Source organism: Coprococcus hominis (ex Arizal et al. 2022) (assembly GCF_040094675.1).
Taxonomy (GTDB): Bacteria; Bacillota; Clostridia; order Lachnospirales; family Lachnospiraceae; genus Coprococcus_C; species Coprococcus_C hominis.
Window position 1 is genome coordinate 30,464 of sequence record NZ_JBBNHG010000030.1, and the last position, 16,120, is coordinate 46,583.

A 16,120-nucleotide genomic window follows, 5' to 3' on the forward strand; every position below is an offset into this window, starting at 1 on the left:
ACGGGATACTGATTATATTTAGGAGGTAATGACGATGAGTCAGATTATAGATTACAGTGAAGAAGTTATGGAACACTTCACCAACCCAAGAAACGTAGGAGAAATCGAGAACGCCAGTGGTGTCGGTACAGTCGGAAATGCGAAATGTGGCGATATTATGCGTATTTATCTTGATGTCGATGACAACCAGATCATCCGTGACTGCAAGTTCAAGACATTTGGCTGCGGTGCCGCTGTTGCAACAAGCAGTATGGCAACGGAGATGATCAAGGGCAAGTCCATCCAGGAAGCATTGAAGCTTACGAATAAGGCAGTTATGGAAGCACTTGGCGGATTGCCACCGGTCAAGGTACACTGTTCCCTGCTTGCAGAGGAGGCAGTTCATGCAGCACTCTGGGATTATGCACAGAAGCACAACATCACGATCGAAGGCTTAAAGCCCCCGGTGAATGATATCGATGAGACCGAAGCTTTCTACGAGATGCCGGGTGCAAATGATTAGAAATTTAATTCTATGAGAAGGCTTGCCACAGACGATTATGTATTGATTTACCGGGGATAGATATATGGGAGGAAATCTGTGATTTATACGAGTATGACAATCAAAGCAATGAAGCTTGCTTACAAAGCACACGAAGGTCAGGTGGACAGAAGTGGTGTGCCGTATATCTTTCATCCGATTCATCTGGCAGAACAGATGGATGAGGAGATAAGCTGTACGGTGGCACTTCTTCATGATGTTGTGGAAGATACGGAAGTCACACTTGCGGAGTTAGAACAGGCGTTTCCTCCGGCAGTAACGGAAGCTGTATGTCTCCTGACACATGACAAATCCGTTGATTATTATGATTATGTCCGGAATCTGAAACCGAATGTGATAGCAAAGAAAGTAAAACTCGCAGATCTCGCGCATAATTCCGATGAGATCCGCTCGAAGGCGGCCGGCTGCTCCGAAAAGCAGATTCTGCATTGGAGAGAGAAGTACAGCCGGGCAAAAGAAATTTTGTTATCTGAGTAAAACTATCAGCAGTTCTCTTTGACGCGGGCGCAGGATTCCCGGATGACAAGCGGACATGGAATTTTAGCTTTTAAAGGTGTCTTGATGCTTAAGTTCGATGCAACATAGACAAGATTCGCACCATGCTGTCCCATATCATAGGATGGGGCATGAATGGTCGTAAGCGGAGGGGTTATGAACGTACTGGACTCTTCGTCGTTGAATCCAACGATGGAGATATCCCGTGGGATTTTATAACCTCTTTCTTTGATTGCTTTCATAGCACCTAATGCAATCGCATCGTTTGCTGCAAATACAGCTGTTGGCAGGTTGCCGCTGTCGAGCAGATCCATCATCATATCATAGCCGGATTTGGCAGTGAAACTGCCTTCCCGCACATATGTCTCGGCATCCATTTCCCGGTGTTCCATGTATTTCTTATAAGCAACAGTTCTTGCGTCAATAAGACGTTCCCCATCTCCGACATATTCACATCCGACAAGCAGGGCAATCTTCGTATGACCAAGTCCGGTCAGATAGTCCATGACGTCATAGACGGCACGTTCAAAATCAAGCGTTAAGGATGTAATGTTATATTCATCGACAACCATATCCAGAAATACAATATTGCTGCAGATACCAAGAAATGTATCAATTTCTTTTTTGGAGAACTTGCCAAGACAGATTAATCCATTCACGGAGGCAAGCTGCTTAAGACCATCCGGTTCATTTGGAAAAATACGTACGACGCGGATGGCATTTTTCATACAAAAATCTTCCACACCCTGTCTGACTCGGAGATAGTAGCTGTCCTTTAATTCCTGCTCCGCCGTATACCAGAGTACGATTCCCATTGTAAATGTATTTTTTGCCATCGCTTTTGTGCGGGAGGATTTGGTATAGTTTAATTTTCTGGCAATCGCAAGCACATGTTCCCGCGTTTCCGGAGCGACACTTAAGGTAGCATCATTATTTAAAATTCTGGATACGGCACCTGCCGATACGCCAGCTTCTTTTGCAATATCACGAATGGTAGCCATAGAAAACTCCTTTCAATATGTTTACTAAACAAAATATACCACATATAATATGAAAAAGTCTATATTAATTTGAAAAATATTATAGTAAACTTTAGTAAAAAGGTTGACACGTTTACTAAACACATGATATATTGGGTGTAACAAGGAGGAACCGGTATGATTGTATTCGGAACCGGTTCTGGCGACTTACTGCAACGAGATAGTTATACATGTGATTAAAGGAGGAACGATATGATACAGACAACAGAATTAAAGAAGAATCTACAGGCAGGTGCATATGATGATGTATTGCTTGATATCTATGTGGATGCAGATGTGCTTCCATATCAGAAGGATCGTTATGTGGCAGCGATTGAAACGTATGAGAAGTTATATGGAGCAGATGCAGTGGAAATCTATAGTGCACCGGGCAGAAGTGAGATTGGCGGAAACCATACTGATCATCAGCATGGTGAGGTACTAGCAACATCCATCAACTTAGATGCAATCGCAATCGTGAAGAAGCTTCCGGACATGCAGATTCGTCTTGTATCGGATGGCTATGATGAGATCGTAATTGACGGAAATGATCTTTCTCTTAAGGAAGAGGAGAAGGAAACGACAACCGCTCTGATTAAGGGTGTGCTTGCGGGAGCGAAGGAACGAGGCTACGCAGTTGGCGGATTCCAGGCATATATCACAAGTGATGTCTTAATCGGTGCAGGACTTTCCTCTTCAGCGGCCTTCGAGACAGTGATTGGAACAATTGTTTCTTATCTATATAATGATGGCACGATTGATGCAGTCACAATCGCAATTATCGGACAGTATGCAGAGAATGTGTATTTCGGAAAGCCTTGCGGATTGATGGATCAGATAGCATGTTCGGTAGGAAATCTTGTACACATTGATTTTGCAGATGTGAAGAATCCAAAGGTGGAGAAAGTAGCGTTTGACATGAATGCATACGGATACAGCCTTTGTATCACAGATACGAAGGGCTCCCATGCAGATCTGACCGCCGATTATGCAGCCATTCCGACAGAGATGAAAGCCGTTGCATCATATTTTGGCAAGGAAGTCCTTCTTGGACTTACGATTGAGGATATCTTAAGCCACGCACAGGAGCTGCGCGAGAAGCTTGGTGATCGCGCCGTATTGCGAGCCCTGCATTTCTTATGTGAGGATGTGCGTGTAGAAGAGGAAATAGATGCGTTAAAGGCAGGTAATATCGATGCATTCCTGCAGAAGGTAAAGGAATCCGGCGATTCTTCGTTCAAATATCTGCAGAATGTCTACACAAGCCATGATGTGATGCATCAGAACGTGTCACTGGCGCTGGCGGTCAGCGAGATCGCGCTTGCAGGTGGAGCTGGCGTTGCCCGTGTGCATGGCGGTGGATTCGCAGGTACGATTCAGGCATTTGTGAAAAACGAGGCTGTATCCGGATATCGTGCAGCGATGGATCGGTTGTTCGGTGCAGATGCGTGCAAGGTGCTTAAGATCCGTAAGTATGGTGGTATGAAGGTGCTGGCGTAATTTTTGCGATGGTAGTGATGTGACAGGAAAGAATGTTGATATAGAAGCATGATGATTTGAAAAGCATGTGACATCACATATATAAAACCGCCGGTTTAGATGAAACGGACGTTTTGCTTGTAAAATAAGATGGAAGATAAAGAATGGAGGAATCACTATGATTACAGATCTGATTCGTGAATTAGTGATATATGGTAAGAACAATGGTCTGATCTGCGAGGCAGATGAGGTGTATGCGACGAACCGTCTGCTGGAGTTGTTTGATGTAATGGAGTATGAGGAGAACCCGGAGATTACAGAGTCAAGAGCTGTCTGTGAGATTTTAGAGGACATGATGACATATGCGCATGAAAATGGCATCATGAAAGAAGATACCATAACAGCAAAGGATTTGTTCGATACGAAGATTATGGGCTGTATTACGCCACCGCCAAGTGTGGTACGGGCAGAATTCGCGAAGCGTTATGCGGAAAGCCCGAAGGAAGCAACCAATTATTATTACCAGTTTAGTCAGGCGACGAACTATATCCGGAAAGACCGTATCGCAAAAGATGAGAAATGGGTGACTGACACTGAATATGGTCCAATCGACATCACGATCAATCTGTCCAAACCGGAGAAGGATCCGCGCGATATCGCGAAGGCCGGACAGGCGAAGAAATCCGGATATCCGGCTTGCCTGCTTTGCAAGGAGAATGAAGGCTACGCAGGACATTTCTCACACCCGGCAAGACAGAATCACCGTGTGATTCCAATCAAGCTGGATGGACAGAACTATTATTTACAGTATTCGCCATATGTATATTACAACGAGCATTGCATCATCTTCAATGAGCAGCATATCCCAATGAAGATTGATTATGCGGTGTTCCGCAAACTTTTGGATTTTGTCAGACAGTACCCACATTATATGGCTGGTTCCAATGCAGACCTTCCAATCGTCGGTGGTTCGATCCTGAGCCATGACCATTTTCAGGGTGGTGGCTATGTGTTCGCAATGGCAAAGGCAGATTATGAGCGTAAGTTTGTGATTCCGGGATTTGAGAGTGTCACAGCCGGTATTGTGAAATGGCCGATGTCAGTCATCCGTCTGCAGGGCGATGATATGGAAGTGATGGCGAAAGCTGCCGACCATATCCTTACAAGCTGGCGGGCATACACGGATGCGGATGCATTTATCTTCAGTGAGACGGACGGTGTCCCACACAATACGATTACACCGATTGCGCGGATGCATGACGATAAGCTCGAATTGGATCTTGTACTCCGTAACAACATTACAACCGAGAAATGTCCGTGGGGCGTTTATCATCCATCGGCAGACCTGCATCATATTAAGAAGGAAAATATTGGTCTGATCGAGGTTATGGGACTTGCCGTACTTCCAGCACGTCTGAAGGGCGAGATGGCAGAATTATCCAAGGCAATATTAGCAGGCGAGGATATCCGCAAGAATGCACTCATTGAGAAGCACGCAGACTGGGTAGATTCATGGATTGGCAATTATGAGATTACCGCGGAGAATATCACAGAGATCCTGCACGACGAGATCAGCAAGGTATTCGTAAAGGTACTTGAATGTGCAGGCGTATATAAGCGGACAGAAGAGGGACAGGCTGCGTTTATGCGGTTTGTGGATTCTTTGTAGGAATAAGGACTGAACATTCTGATAATTATAGTTTTGATTGTGGATATGATTATTAGATGTGATTATATAGGGCTTTTTAGAAATTATGGTGGAGACAGGAATGCGGTTTATGAAGGCATTCCTGTTTTCGCTTTATGAATTCCTGCTGGCAGGCTGAAATTTTAATCAGTAGCAAATTTTCTGTTTGGAGCAAGTATATGAAAAAAGAAGAGAATACTCCAAACGCGGACTCAAACGGACTCAAATTGCATAAAATAAAAAATCCGTAAAGCTAGTATTATCAATGCTTTACGGAGAATAAAAAAGAGCGCGAGACGGGGATCGAACCCGCGACCCCCTCCTTGGCAAGGAGGTGCTCCACCGCTGAGCCACTCGCGCAAATAAAACAAACTATTTAATTTTTGAGAGCGCGAGACGGGAATCGAACCCGCGACCCCCTCCTTGGCAAGGAGGTGCTCCACCGCTGAGCCACTCGCGCATTTTGTCGTTTTGTACTTCGTACCGACGACGTGTTATATATTAGCATAGTAGTTCTATATGTGTCAACAACTTTTTGAAAAAAATTTTAAAATTGTAGCTTGCTTTATACAGGCATTTCTCCTATAATTGAGTATCATTATAAAGATTATTATTGAAGGGGCGGTAAAATGTCTGAGAAGATAATAAAGGATCAGGAAGAAACAAAAGAAGAAACGAAAATCGGGTCTGAAGAAATCGTAAAAAATGGAGAAACGAAAACCGGGTCTGAAGAGATTGTCAAGAATGAAGAAAAAGAAGTACCTGAGAAAGTGGATGCAAATTCATCGTTCTGGTCAAAGGTAAAGCATTTTTTGAAATATTCGATTCAGACATGGATCGCACGGTGTTTTCTGATTGCATTTGGCCTGGAGCTTCTCATGGAGATATTGGGAAGGCGGTCGCTTGTACTTGGTGTGAAGTTTATGGTGTCTTCGCCAATCGTATTTTTGTATAATACCTCCATTATATTCTTTACTTTATTGTTTGCGTTGTTCTTAAGAAAGCGGGTATTCGGTATCGTGTTGATCAGTATTGTCTGGCTGATCTGCGGTTTTGCAAACTTTGTGGTACTTGGCTATCGTATCACACCATTTGCGGCGATTGACCTTCTGATGGTGAAGGACGTGATATCCATGCTGGACGTATATTTCTCTAAGGTACAGCAGGTGCTTTTGGTCGTGGCAGCGGTGGCGGTGATCGCCGGAATCGTGATTTTGTTCCGGAAATCTCCGAAGTTTGAGGGGAAAAAGCATGTCATGCGGACGATGGTTGTTTGTATTGTTATGTGGATAGGCATTATGCTCTTTACGAACTTTAATGTGAGCCATAACATCATCTCGGACGATTTTGCAAATCTCGGTATGGCATATCAGGATTATGGATTTGCTTATTGCTTCACGAACAGTATTATTGACAATGGTATTTCAAAGCCGGATGATTACGATGAAACGACGATGCTCCATTTGCGGAATAAGCTGAACAGTGAGGAACTGGAAGCAGATACATCGAAGAAAAAGACACCCAATATTATCTGTGTACAGTTAGAATCGTTCTTTGATCCTAAGGTTGTGAAGGGATTGACGCTTTCGGAAGATCCTGTTCCGAATTTTACAAGATTGAAAGAAAAATTCCCGTCCGGATATCTGACGATGCCTGCACTCGGTGCAGGTACCGCAAATTCGGAATTCGAGGTTTTGACAGGCATCCGATCGGCGTATTTTGGAGCAGGAGAGTATCCATACAAGACGACGGTGAATAAAAAACCGATTGAAGGCATGTGCAGCCTGCTTGAGAAGGAAGGCTATCATACTTTCGCCATGCATAACAACAAGTCCTCGTTCTATGACCGGAAGGATGTCTATAATGAGATGGGGTTTGAGCGCTTTATCTCGCTTGAATATATGTACAATGTAGAGAAGACTTCAACCGGTTGGGCGAAGGACGAAATATTGGTCAACAATATTAAAAACTGTCTGCGGAGTACGGAAGGTCAGGATTTTGTATTTACAATCAGTGTACAGGGACATGGAAAGTATCCGGAAGAGTTAGGCGCCTGTGATGAGAAAATCAAGGTCAGTTATCCGCAGGATCCGGTAAAGGAAAACCAGCTCACATACTATGTAAATCAGATTCATGAGATGGATCAGATGATCCATGACCTGATCAATGCTCTTGATAGTATAGGAGAAGATTATATTCTGCTTTTATATGGAGATCATCTGCCAACGATCACATTTGATGATGATCAGTTACCGCACAGCCAGTTTCAGACAGAATATATTCTGGTCAATAATATGAATCTGGATATCCCGGATGAAGATATCCGGGCGAGCGAGGTATCGACAAAAATATTTAAAGCATTGAATCTGAATATGGGATATGTGCAGCGGGCACACTGCTTGTATCAGGATAACGAAGAAGAACTTGACCATGCGGTGACATTGCTGGCATATGATATGCTGTTTGGAGATGATTATGTCTATGATGGTCAGTCGCCGGTTCCGGAAGTTGGGGAAAAACCGATGATTATGGGACTGGAGGAGATTGGAATCAGCCGGGTTTCCAATGAGGGCGATCATGCCGTGGTACGGGGAAGAAACTTCAATGAATATTCCAAGGTGTATGATGGCGAGGATCAATTAGAAACGGTCTATGTTGATCGAAATACATTGATGGTACAGGATCAGACATTAAGCGATGGAGCCTTAATCACAGTCAAACAGGTGGATGACTCGGGACATGTTTTAAGCTCATCTTCGGACTATACATTTCATTGAGGTACAGATACACGGATTTAATGACAAAATTAACAACAATTTGGATTTAGTGTTTGAATACTCGATAGAGGTATGCTATAATTATCGTTAACCTATTTCAAATTAATACTAAGGAGAGGGCACATGGTACCTGCAATTGATGTAAAGCACATTAACCCTTTTTTGCAGTCGAGTATTTCTATTGTAGAAAGTGTTACTCAGGTGAAGTTGACAGTTGGCAAGCCTGAGATGACAGATTTTCATTTACATGACAAATATTATGCAATTCAGGTCGGCGTAGTGGGAGAAATGAAAGGTCAGGTAATTCTGGCAATCCGGGAGAACAATGCAAAGGATATTGCATCCCGTATGATGTTCGGAATGCCAGTGAATGAGTTGGATGAGATGGCATCCTCCGCATTAAATGAACTGGGGAATATGATTATGGGGAATACGGCAACGATTTTTTCCACACTTGGAATTATCATCGATATTACGCCGCCGCTTGCTGTATATGGCAATGACTTACAGTTGAAGTCGGATATAGATGGAATTAAAGTACCTTTGATGTATGGCGGGGAAGAATACATCGGACTTTACATCTGCGTTTACGAGGATAAGTAATACCTGAACCTTCATCGGTTCGAATTACCTAATATAATCAGACTAAAGAAAGGAAAGGAAAAAGACAAATGGGTAAGATTATTGGTAAGGGAATCACATTTGATGATGTTTTATTAGTACCACAGTTTTCAAGTGTTATTCCAAATGACGTTGTTCTATCAACACAGCTCACAAAGAAAATCAGGTTGAATATTCCTCTTATGAGTGCCGGTATGGACACTGTCACAGAGCACAGAATGGCAATCGCCATGGCCAGACAGGGTGGAATCGGAGTTATTCATAAAAACATGTCGATTCAGCAGCAGGCAGAGGAAGTTGATAAAGTAAAACGTTCAGAGAACGGAGTTATCTCTGATCCATTTTCTCTTTCACCGGAGCATACACTTGATGATGCAGATAAGCTGATGGCGAAGTTCCGCATTTCCGGTGTGCCGATTACAGAAAACGGCAAATTGGTAGGTATTATCACGAACCGTGACTTGAAGTTCGAGACAGATTACTCAAAGAAGATCAAGGAGTCCATGACATCTGAGAATCTCATTACAGCAAAAGAGGGTATCACACTCGAGGAGGCAAAGGCAATTCTCGGAAAAGCCAGAAAAGAGAAGCTTCCTATCGTCGATGATAACATGATGTTGAAGGGACTTATTACAATCAAGGATATCGAGAAGCAGATCAAGTATCCAAATGCAGCCAAGGATGCACAGGGCAGACTTCTCTGTGCCGCAGCCGTTGGTGTTACACCGGATATCTGCGACAGAGTAGACGAGCTTGTAAAGTCCAAGGTAGATGCAATCGTTATCGATACAGCACATGGACATTCTGAGAACGTTCTTAAGACATTTGCCATGATCAAGGAGAAGTATCCGGATCTTGATGTTATCGCTGGTAACGTAGCTACAAAGTCCGGTACACAGGCTATGATCGATGCAGGCGTGGATGCCGTAAAGATCGGTATCGGACCTGGTTCTATCTGTACAACGCGTATCGTAGCCGGTATCGGTGTTCCACAGATTACAGCAATCATGCAGGCATATGAGGCAGCACATGCAGCAGGAATCCCAGTTATCGCAGATGGCGGTATCAAGTATTCCGGCGATATCACAAAGGCACTTGCAGCCGGTGCGAATGTATGTATGATGGGTAGCCTCTTCGCGGGTACGGATGAGAGCCCTGGAGATTTCGAGCTGTATCAGGGAAGAAAATACAAGGTATACCGTGGTATGGGCAGTATCGCAGCGATGGAGAATGGTAGTAAAGACCGTTATTTCCAGGCAAATGCAAAGAAGCTTGTACCGGAAGGTGTCGAAGGCCGTGTGGCATACAAGGGTACGGTTGAAGATACTGTATTCCAGTTGATTGGTGGACTTCGTGCAGGTATGGGTTACTGTGGTGCGAAGACAATCGAGGAGCTTCATGAGAAGGCAGAGTTCGTTGAGATTTCAGCCGCTTCTCTGAAGGAGAGCCATCCACATGATATCCAGATTACAAAGGAAGCACCAAACTACAGTGTGGAGTAATCGGAAAATCTCTATATAAAAATCAGAGACATTCTGTGAGAGAAATCTTGCAGGATGTCTTTTTTATGCATTTTTTTCCGTATGTATGATTGTATCAAATTCTATACAATTATCCCCCAAAAATATATTTACAAATGATAATTGAAATGTTATATTGCGAAATGGATGGTATTCGAGAGAAACTATACTGGGAAATGAATATGGTGCACACCCCTTTGGTCAGAAAGAAGAGGTGATGGTATGAAGATTGGATTGATTGGAGCTGGCAGAATGGGCTTTACGCTCGGCAGACATTTATCCGATTTCGCAAAGTCACATGCAGAGATGCTCTGTGTGGAGGGCTTCTATAGTCGGAATCCGGAGAGTGCGAGAGAGGCAGCGAGATTTACTGGTACGAAATACTATGAAGACATGGAGACATTGGTTCAGGCGTGTGATACTATATTTTTAACGGTTCCGGACGGACAAATCGCGAACGTGGCAGAAGAAATTGCAACTAGTTCGGTGTGTCTGGATGGAAAAACGATGATTCATACAAGTGGGGCTCTTTCCTCACGTATATTTTCTGGTATGGGTAGTCGCGTAAGCGGGTATTCAATACATCCTATTTATGCAGTGAATTCGAAGACGGATTCCTACATACATTTCCAAGACTGTTACATGACGATTGAAGGCGAAGGAACGAAGACGCAGGAACTCATATGCCTGTTTGAGAAAATGGGACATACGATCCGGCAGATTTCCGCAGACCAAAAGGCGAAATATCATGCATCGGCAGTATTTGCAAGCAATCTGGTGATCGGACTATATAAGATGGGGACAACCCTTCTTTCGGAGTGCGGATTTACACCGGAGGAGGCAGAGCACGCACTGATGCCGCTCTTTGCAAATAATGCAGAGAATATGGAACACTTTGGCTGCGAGAAAGCATTGACGGGACCGGTCAGCCGCGGCGATGTGGCAACGGTGGAGAAGCATCTGCAGGCACTTGACGGCGATGCGCGTGAGGTGTACCGGCTGCTTTCGAAGCAATTGTGCAATGCGGACAGTCAGGCAATTCAAACTATATTGGATATGAAGGAGTAAACCATGAAAAAAACAGTAACTACTTTTGCAAAGGCAAAGGCTTCCGGCGAGAAGCTTACAATGTTGACAGCGTATGATTATTCGACAGCCAAACTGATGGATGAGGCAGGTGTGGATTCGATTCTGGTTGGCGATTCCCTCGGAAATGTCGTGCTTGGATATGAGGACACAGTTTCCGTAACAATGGAAGATATGATCCATCACGGAGCGGCAGTTGCACGTGGTGCGAAGGAAGCCTTGGTCGTGATCGATATGCCGTTTATGTCTTATCAGACATCGGTCTATGATGCAGTTGTTAATGCGGGACGTCTGATGAAGGAAGGTCGTGCCAATGCAGTGAAATTAGAGGGTGGTGTAGAAGTAGCACCACAGATTAAAGCAATCACACAGGCAGGTATCCCGGTGTGTGCACATATCGGACTTACCCCACAGTCTATCAATGCATTTGGTGGATTCAAAGTACAGGGAAAGACGGAAGCGGCTGCACAGAAGCTGATCGACGATGCGCTGGCTGTACAGGATGCGGGTGCATTTGCAGTGGTACTCGAATGTGTACCGGAGAAGCTGGCTACGCTTGTGACAGAGAAGTTAGATATTCCGACCATCGGTATCGGTGCCGGAAATGGCTGCGACGGACAGGTGCTTGTATATGCAGATATGCTTGGCATGTTCAGTGATTTCACACCGAAGTTTGTGAAGCGTTTCGCAGAGATTGGACCGCAGATGACCGACGGGTTCAAGTCGTATATCAAGGAAGTGAAAGATGGCACATATCCTTCTGCAGAGCATACATATGCGATTGCAGATGATGTAATCGAGAAATTGTACTAAGGTGCGAAAACATTTACGTGTTCTAAAAGAGTTGTACATAATTTCAAATTCCACGCAGACGCGCTCTCGCTCGGTTCAGCACGCAGTGGTACTAAACTCGTGACAACAGGTTGTCACTTGTTAAGTACCAGCGTGCTTCAACGGTCTGCGCTAAAATTTGAATTATGTACAACTCCATATACACCTATTATGTTTTCGTTGCTTTACAATAAAACTTTGAATATTGAAAGGAAGAAATAACATGGAAATCGTAACAACAGTGAAGGAAGTTCGGGATAGAGTCAAGGCTTGGAAGAAGGAAGGCAAGCAGGTTGGTCTGGTGCCGACAATGGGATATCTGCATGAGGGACATAAGAGCCTGATCGACAAGGCAGTTGCAGAAAATGATGCGGTTGTAGTCAGTGTATTTGTCAACCCAATGCAGTTTGGACCGACTGAGGATCTGGCAAGCTACCCAAGAGATTTAGAGGCAGATGCAAAGCTGTGCGAGGCAGCCGGCGCAAGTCTGATATTCCATCCGGAGCCGGAAGAGATGTACAAGGATGGATTTTGTTCTTTCGTTGACATGAATGGACTTACCAATGCACTGTGCGGATTATCCCGCCCGGTTCATTTCCGTGGTGTATGTACCGTGGTGAATAAACTGTTCAATATCGTACAGCCGGATAAGGCATATTTTGGAGAGAAGGATGCACAGCAGCTCGCTGTAATCAAGCGTATGGTTACCGATCTGAATATGGATATCGAAATCGTTGGATGCCCAATCATCCGTGAAGCAGACGGACTTGCAAAGAGCTCAAGAAATACATATCTTTCTCCGGAGTCCAGAAAGCAGGCAGTAATCCTGTCCAAGGCCATCTTCCTTGGTAAGAAGATGGTAGAAGATGGCGAGCGTGACGCAGCGAAGATCAAGAAGGCTATGACCGACCTGATCAACACAATGCCGCTTGCAACCATCGATTATGTGGAGATCGTAGACGGTATGACCATGCAGAGCATCGACACATTGAAGGGTGACATCCTGTGTGCAATCGCTGTCAACATCGGCGGCGAAGCAAGACTTATTGATAATTTCCACTATACAGTTTAGAGGAGGAACCATGTATGACAGTCAATATGCTGAAAAGTAAAATACATCGCGCAACGGTAAAGCAGGCGGAACTGCAGTACGTCGGCAGCATCACGATCGATGAGGCACTGATGGAGGCGGCTGGCATCTTCGAATATGAGAAGGTGCAGATCGTCGATATCGAAAATGGAAACCGTTTCGAGACGTATGTGATCGCCGGTGAGCGTGAGAGCGGCATGATCTGCTTAAACGGCGCTGCCGCAAGACAGGTGTGTGTCGGAGATAAGATCATCATTATGTGTTATGCAGATATGACGCCGGAAGAGGTACAGACACATAAGCCGAAGGTTGTATTTGTGGATGAGGAGAATAAGATTTCGAGACTGACAAATTACGAGAAACATGGTAGACTAGAGGATATGTAGAACAAATGTGAAGCCAACTGTAATTAACAACATATATTTCAACATGATTCACTTCATATACAATGTATTGAGAGTAAGAAGTTCTAAATGTTCTGATGAACATATGATAAATATGCGCCACCGCCACCAATTCGCCATCCATGGCTCAGTGGTGGCTTGTTTGAACATCGTGTTCAAACATGGCTGGTATAATTACAGAACATTAAGAACTTCTAACTCTCAAACATATCGTATATGAATATGAATCAATATTGAAATATATGTATATATACAGTTTGGCTTCATATTTGCTGGAGAAAATATACCTTGGACTAGGAGGAACATTATGCTTACAGGAAAGAAGATCGTGCTCGGTGTAAGTGGTGGTATCGCAGCCTACAAGATGGCGAATGTTGCAAGCATGCTTTCCAAGCTGCATGCAGACATCCATGTTGTGATGACAGAGAATGCGACACATTTTATCACACCGGAGACATTTGAAGTACTGACAGGAAACCACTGTTATACAGATACATTTGACCGTTGCATGGAACTGCATGTACCGCATATCGCGCTCGGCACGCAGGCGGATGCAATTCTGATTGCACCTGCAAGTGCGGATGTAGTTGGCAAGATTGCAAATGGAATTGCGGATGATATGCTCACGACCTGTGTGCTTCCTGCAACCTGTCCGGTTATGCTTGCCCCATCCATGAATGTACATATGTACGAGAATCCAATCGTGCAGGATAACATGAAGAAGCTTGCCTCCTATGGATATGAAATCATCGAGGCGGACGAAGGATATCTGGCATGCCGGGATATCGGCAAAGGAAAGCTTCCGCCGGAGCATGTACTTGTGGATTATATTATCCGTGCCTGCGCAATGGACAAAGACCTTGCAGGCAAGAAGGTGCTTGTGACAGCCGGTGCCACACAGGAGTCCATCGATCCGGTCCGTTATATCACGAATCATTCGACTGGTAAGATGGGGTATGCATTGGCACGTATGGCGGCATTCCGTGGTGCGGAAGTTACACTTGTGGCTGGACCGACGAAGCTGGAGGATCCATTGTTTGTCGATATGGTGAAGGTTGTCACAGCGGAAGATATGTATGAGGCAGTGACAAGCCGGAGCGCGGACATGGACATCATCATTAAGGCAGCGGCGGTTGCCGATTACCGTCCGGAAAATGTCAGCGAGGAAAAGATCAAAAAGCAGGATGGCAACATGACTATTCCGCTCACAAGAACAAAGGATATCCTGTCATATCTTGGCGAGCATAAGAAGGACGGACAGTTTATCTGCGGATTTTCTATGGAGACGGAGCATATGGTAGAAAATTCGAAGAAGAAGTTAGATAAGAAGCATATTGACATGGTTGCTGCGAACAACCTGAAGGTAGAGGGTGCCGGATTCGGCGTGGATACGAATATTATGACACTCATAACAAAAGAGGGAGAAAAAGAACTCCCTCTGATGAGCAAAGAAGATGTCGCAAATGCGATATTGGATGAAATCGTTGCAAAGATAAATTAATCATTTGGTATATCATGAAATCTGCCAGCGAGTTCTTCGGTTTTGACGATATTGATAAACGCATGTGAATCAATCGAACGAATCAGAGGAATGAGCTGGCGTTTTGCTTCTGTATTGATGACAGAGTAGATCAAAGTTTTCTCTTTTTCTTCATAACAGCCGATGCCCTGAAACAACGTCGCGTCGTGGTTGGTTGTTTCCCGTATTGCTTTATAAATCTGTTCGGAGTAATCCGAGATGATAAATAATGTTTCTTTTTTGTATCGTTTATAAAGAATCTGAATTGCCTGTGTGCTGCAGAACTGGAAGATGATCGAATAAAGCGCAATCGACCAGCCGAAGAGGTAACCGGCCAGAATCAGCAGCATGACATTTCCGAACAATATATAGTTCCACGCATCAATTCCTTTGCGCTGGGACAGATAGATGCTGATAAAGTCTGTACCGCCGGTTGTCGTGCCGACATTTAAGCACAGGCTGATGGCAAATCCGTTGATCAGACCGCCGAACACACTGTTCAGCATGGCATCCTGCGTAAATACATAGGCAGGCAGTATGTCGACGAAAATACTCGACAGAATGATCGTGAGGATCGAGTAGAGGGTAAATTTCCGTCCGATGAATTTGAACCCGATGTAGACCGGGATGATATTTAACAGGACATTCAGCAGTGTATATGGAACATGAATGTGCAGGAATTTCTGGAAGATCTCCTGCAGAAGCAGAGATAAACCGGAGAAACCGCCCGGAAATAATCCCGCAGGACGTGCGAAACAGCACAGATTCCATGCGAAGATGATGGACGCGAGGATAACGATGAAGATCCGGAATACCTGATAGAATTTCGGGTGTTTGTATTCAATGGACTGGAACATGGGGAACCCTCCTTTGCGGTGTGTGGTATTTGTGAATATGTTGGCATTTCATTGCAGTAATATGAGATGTATTGAAACTAAGAAGTACTAGATGTTCTGATATAGATAGTTGTAATTGTACGCAATCGCCGCCAATTCGCCATCCGTGGCTCAGTGGCGGCTTGTTTGAACATCGTGTTCAAACATTGCTGATT

At 44.4% G+C, this 16,120-nt stretch carries 14 protein-coding genes and 2 tRNA genes; 12 read left to right on the forward strand and 4 right to left on the reverse strand.

What is annotated here, in order from left to right; translation table 11 throughout:
* The first annotated feature begins 34 nt into the window (after positions 1–34).
* Positions 35–502, forward strand: a complete 468-nt coding sequence (gene nifU, locus AAAT93_RS05540) for a Fe-S cluster assembly scaffold protein NifU (RefSeq protein WP_021985154.1) — start codon at positions 35–37, stop codon at positions 500–502.
* 78 nt (positions 503–580) lie between these two features.
* Positions 581–1,018: an HD domain-containing protein gene (locus tag AAAT93_RS05545; protein ID WP_021985153.1), complete on the forward strand. Its 438-nt coding sequence runs from the start codon at positions 581–583 to the stop codon at positions 1,016–1,018.
* A 5-nt stretch (positions 1,019–1,023) separates the two neighbouring features.
* Here the strand turns inward: AAAT93_RS05545 and AAAT93_RS05550 are convergent, their stop codons facing one another.
* Positions 1,024–2,037 (reverse strand): LacI family DNA-binding transcriptional regulator, encoded by a 1,014-nt coding sequence (locus AAAT93_RS05550; RefSeq protein ID WP_227573487.1) that lies wholly within the window; start codon positions 2,035–2,037, stop codon positions 1,024–1,026.
* Positions 2,038–2,268: 231 nt separating this feature from the next.
* On the opposite strand from AAAT93_RS05550, the gene AAAT93_RS05555 reads away from it, so the two are divergent.
* Positions 2,269–3,555, forward strand: a complete 1,287-nt coding sequence (locus tag AAAT93_RS05555) for a galactokinase (RefSeq protein ID WP_117780602.1) — start codon at positions 2,269–2,271, stop codon at positions 3,553–3,555.
* A 157-nt stretch (positions 3,556–3,712) separates the two neighbouring features.
* Positions 3,713–5,203: a UDP-glucose--hexose-1-phosphate uridylyltransferase gene (gene galT, locus AAAT93_RS05560; protein ID WP_118373411.1), complete on the forward strand. Its 1,491-nt coding sequence runs from the start codon at positions 3,713–3,715 to the stop codon at positions 5,201–5,203.
* A 306-nt stretch (positions 5,204–5,509) separates the two neighbouring features.
* On the opposite strand, the gene AAAT93_RS05565 is transcribed toward galT, so the two are convergent.
* Both AAAT93_RS05565 and AAAT93_RS05570 read right to left on the reverse strand, forming a co-directional pair.
* A tRNA-Gly gene (locus AAAT93_RS05565) sits at positions 5,510–5,581 on the reverse strand.
* Positions 5,582–5,609: 28 nt separating this feature from the next.
* A tRNA-Gly gene (locus tag AAAT93_RS05570) sits at positions 5,610–5,681 on the reverse strand.
* A 169-nt stretch (positions 5,682–5,850) separates the two neighbouring features.
* On the opposite strand from AAAT93_RS05570, the gene AAAT93_RS05575 reads away from it, so the two are divergent.
* The 8 genes from AAAT93_RS05575 (at position 5,851) to coaBC (ending at position 15,051) form a co-directional block, all read left to right on the forward strand.
* The gene (locus AAAT93_RS05575; RefSeq protein ID WP_227573488.1) at positions 5,851–7,998 is read left to right on the forward strand and encodes an LTA synthase family protein; all 2,148 of its coding nucleotides are present in this window, start codon (positions 5,851–5,853) and stop codon (positions 7,996–7,998) included.
* Between the two features lie 123 nt (positions 7,999–8,121).
* Positions 8,122–8,601 (forward strand): chemotaxis protein CheX, encoded by a 480-nt coding sequence (locus tag AAAT93_RS05580; protein WP_021985147.1) that lies wholly within the window; start codon positions 8,122–8,124, stop codon positions 8,599–8,601.
* Positions 8,602–8,669: 68 nt separating this feature from the next.
* Complete coding sequence (guaB, locus tag AAAT93_RS05585) at positions 8,670–10,121, forward strand: IMP dehydrogenase (RefSeq protein WP_117781685.1); 1,452 nt, start codon at positions 8,670–8,672, stop codon at positions 10,119–10,121.
* Between the two features lie 240 nt (positions 10,122–10,361).
* Complete coding sequence (locus AAAT93_RS05590) at positions 10,362–11,207, forward strand: Rossmann-like and DUF2520 domain-containing protein (RefSeq protein ID WP_227573489.1); 846 nt, start codon at positions 10,362–10,364, stop codon at positions 11,205–11,207.
* A gap of 3 nt (positions 11,208–11,210) precedes the next feature.
* Complete coding sequence (gene panB, locus AAAT93_RS05595; RefSeq protein WP_021985144.1) at positions 11,211–12,038, forward strand: 3-methyl-2-oxobutanoate hydroxymethyltransferase; 828 nt, start codon at positions 11,211–11,213, stop codon at positions 12,036–12,038.
* 241 nt (positions 12,039–12,279) lie between these two features.
* A complete protein-coding gene (panC, locus tag AAAT93_RS05600) occupies positions 12,280–13,128 on the forward strand; it encodes a pantoate--beta-alanine ligase (RefSeq protein ID WP_117781682.1) in 849 nt (282 codons plus the stop codon).
* A 14-nt stretch (positions 13,129–13,142) separates the two neighbouring features.
* A complete protein-coding gene (gene panD / locus AAAT93_RS05605) occupies positions 13,143–13,532 on the forward strand; it encodes an aspartate 1-decarboxylase (RefSeq protein WP_117781681.1) in 390 nt (129 codons plus the stop codon).
* 325 nt (positions 13,533–13,857) lie between these two features.
* A complete protein-coding gene (gene coaBC, locus AAAT93_RS05610) occupies positions 13,858–15,051 on the forward strand; it encodes a bifunctional phosphopantothenoylcysteine decarboxylase/phosphopantothenate--cysteine ligase CoaBC (RefSeq protein ID WP_117781680.1) in 1,194 nt (397 codons plus the stop codon).
* Here coaBC and AAAT93_RS05615 read toward each other — a convergent pair.
* Positions 15,048–15,926, reverse strand: a complete 879-nt coding sequence (locus AAAT93_RS05615; RefSeq protein ID WP_117781679.1) for a YitT family protein — start codon at positions 15,924–15,926, stop codon at positions 15,048–15,050. The two genes, coaBC and AAAT93_RS05615, sit on opposite strands and share 4 nt — an antisense overlap.
* Positions 15,927–16,120: the final 194 nt, after the last annotated feature.